3 protein-coding genes are annotated in these 2,121 nt (G+C 71.1%); all 3 read left to right on the plus strand.

All coding sequences use genetic code 11. The features are described 5' to 3' along the window. Positions 1 to 1,094 (plus strand): MFS transporter (locus AB0M20_RS39990; RefSeq protein ID WP_364306345.1); only part of this gene is annotated, 1,094 nt, incomplete at its 5' end. A 138-nt stretch (positions 1,095 to 1,232) separates the two neighbouring features. Next, positions 1,233 to 1,640: a DUF6069 family protein gene (locus AB0M20_RS39995; RefSeq protein ID WP_364306347.1), complete on the plus strand. Its 408-nt coding sequence runs from the start codon at positions 1,233 to 1,235 to the stop codon at positions 1,638 to 1,640. A 36-nt stretch (positions 1,641 to 1,676) separates the two neighbouring features. Beyond that, positions 1,677 to 2,039 (plus strand): YciI family protein, encoded by a 363-nt coding sequence (locus tag AB0M20_RS40000; protein ID WP_364306349.1) that lies wholly within the window; start codon positions 1,677 to 1,679, stop codon positions 2,037 to 2,039. Positions 2,040 to 2,121: the final 82 nt, after the last annotated feature.

The following is a 2,121-nucleotide window of genomic DNA, read 5'->3' on the forward strand; positions in this document are numbered from 1 at the left end:
TATCAACAGTCTTTCCCTCCCCGCCGCTCGTCCGATCTCCCGGCGCCGCCGTTCTCGTACCGGTGGTGCTGACCATCCCCGCGCTGCTGATCGGCGTGACCGCGCCGTTCGCCGGGCTGATCGTCGACAAGGTCGACCGCAAGCGGCTGCTGCTGATCGCGCTGGTCGCCTACGCCGTGGTGGGCACCGCGCCGCTGTATCTGCCGTCGCTGCAGGCCATCCTGATCAGCCGCGTTCTGGTCGGCGTCTGCGAGGCGGCCATCATGACGTGCGCGACCACGCTGATCGGCGACTACTGGTCCGGCGCGCGGCGCAGCCGCTACCTGAGCTTGCAGACCCTCGTCGCGGCGCTGTCCGCCACCGTGTTCCTCGCGCTGGGTGGTGCGCTGGGCGCTCAGGGCTGGCGTACGCCGTTCTGGGTGTACGCCGTCGCGCTCGTCCTCGTACCCCTGACCGCGAAGCTGATCTGGCAGCCGCACGCCCACCGCCGCTCCGCGGGACGACGCCTGCAGCCGTTGCCCTGGCGGCTGCTGCTGACCCCGTGCCTGGTCACCTTCATCGGCGGCGTGGTGTTCTACGCGCTGATCGTCGAACTGTCCTTCGTGCTCACCGGCGTCGGCTTCGACTCGCCCGCGGCGATCGGCGGCGTCAGCGCCCTGATGTCGGTTGCCACCGCGGCCGGCAGCATCGGCTTCGCCCGGCTGATGCACCGCACACCGCGGTCGCTGCTGCCGATCGAGTTCGTCCTCTCGGGAATCGGGTTCGCGCTGGTCTTCGCCACCGAGTCGGTGCCCGTGATCGCCATCGGGGCCGTTGTCGCCGGTTTCGGCACCGGGATGCTGCTGCCCACGTTGCTCACCTGGGCGGTCAACCGGCTGGACTTCGATCAGCGCGGCCGGGGGACCGGCCTGTGGACGGGATCGCTGTTCCTGGGCGAGTTCGTCTGCCCGCTGTTGATCGCGGCGATCGGCGCCGGAGTCGGCGGGCTGCGGCCCGCGATCGGCGTCCTGGCCGTCCTCGCGGCGCTGATGGCGGGCGTCTCCGCGCTGGTCGCCCGGCGCAACAGCGTTCCGCTGAACGTCACCGAGGGGTAGTCCCCGCGAGTTCGATCCGTGGTCACCGGAAAATAAATCCGGGAATCCTCGGCGGACCTGTCGATCGGGGCGGGTGCATTTCGTAGCCCTGGTGAGAGGCCGGCACGGAGCCGGTCCGGAACCTCACCGGAGGGCATCATGACCAGCACCGCCATCACCACCACCCGCTCGGGTTTCGGCGCGCTGACGGTGGCCGGGATCGCCGCGACCGCGGTCGCCGGCGTCGCCACCATGGCCGCCGCCGCCGCCGGAAGCGCCGCCGGGGTCAGCCTCGACGTCAACGGCGCGCCGATCCCGGTCGCGGGCTTCGGCACGCTGACCGCCCTGTTCTCGGTGGTCGGCCTGGTCCTGGCCGCGGTGCTGCACCGCTTCGCCCGCACCCCGCGCCGCACCTTCGTCCGCACCACCGTGGCCCTGACCGCGCTGTCGCTCGTCCCGGACGCCGTCGTGAGCGCCGCACCCACCACCAAGGCGCTGCTGATGATCACCCATCTGGTCGCCGCCGCGATCGTGATCCCCGCCGTCGCGCGCCGCCTGTCCGCCTGATCTGCCACCATTCACCCCGTCGAATCTCATCGGAGGATGACCATGAAGCAGTACCTGCTCGCCGTGCACGCCGACTACGACGCACCGCCGCCCCCGGAAGCGGAGATGCAGCTCTCCTACGCCCAGGTCGACCGGGTCAACGAGGAACTGCGGAAGGCCGGCGCCTGGGTCTTCGGCGGCGGGCTCCTGCCGCCGGCCAGCGCCACCGTCGTCAAGTCCCGCGACGGCGCGACCACCATGACCGACGGCCCGTACGCCGAGACCAAGGAACAGCTGGGCGGGTTCTGGGTGCTGCGGTGCGCGGACCTAGACGAGGCGCTGGCCTGGGCGCAGAAGTGCTCGGAGGCATGCATGGGCCCGGTCGAGGTGCGCCCCTTCGAGGACGAGCCCGACGCCTGAGACATGGACATCGACGGCATCTACCGCAACGAGTACGGCCGCTGCGTGGCCACCCTGGTCCGCCTCCTCGGCGACATCGCCC

Source organism: Actinoplanes sp. NPDC051633 (assembly GCF_040681735.1).
Taxonomy (GTDB): Bacteria; Actinomycetota; Actinomycetes; order Mycobacteriales; family Micromonosporaceae; genus Actinoplanes.

Bases quoted from the DNA above. Each gene is read 5' to 3' on its own strand.
- AB0M20_RS39995 (WP_364306347.1), top strand. From the start codon at position 1,233: ATGACCAGCACCGCCATCACCACCACCCGCTCGGGTTTCGGCGCGCTG.
- AB0M20_RS40000 (WP_364306349.1), top strand. From the start codon at position 1,677: ATGACCATGAAGCAGTACCTGCTCGCCGTGCACGCCGACTACGACGCA.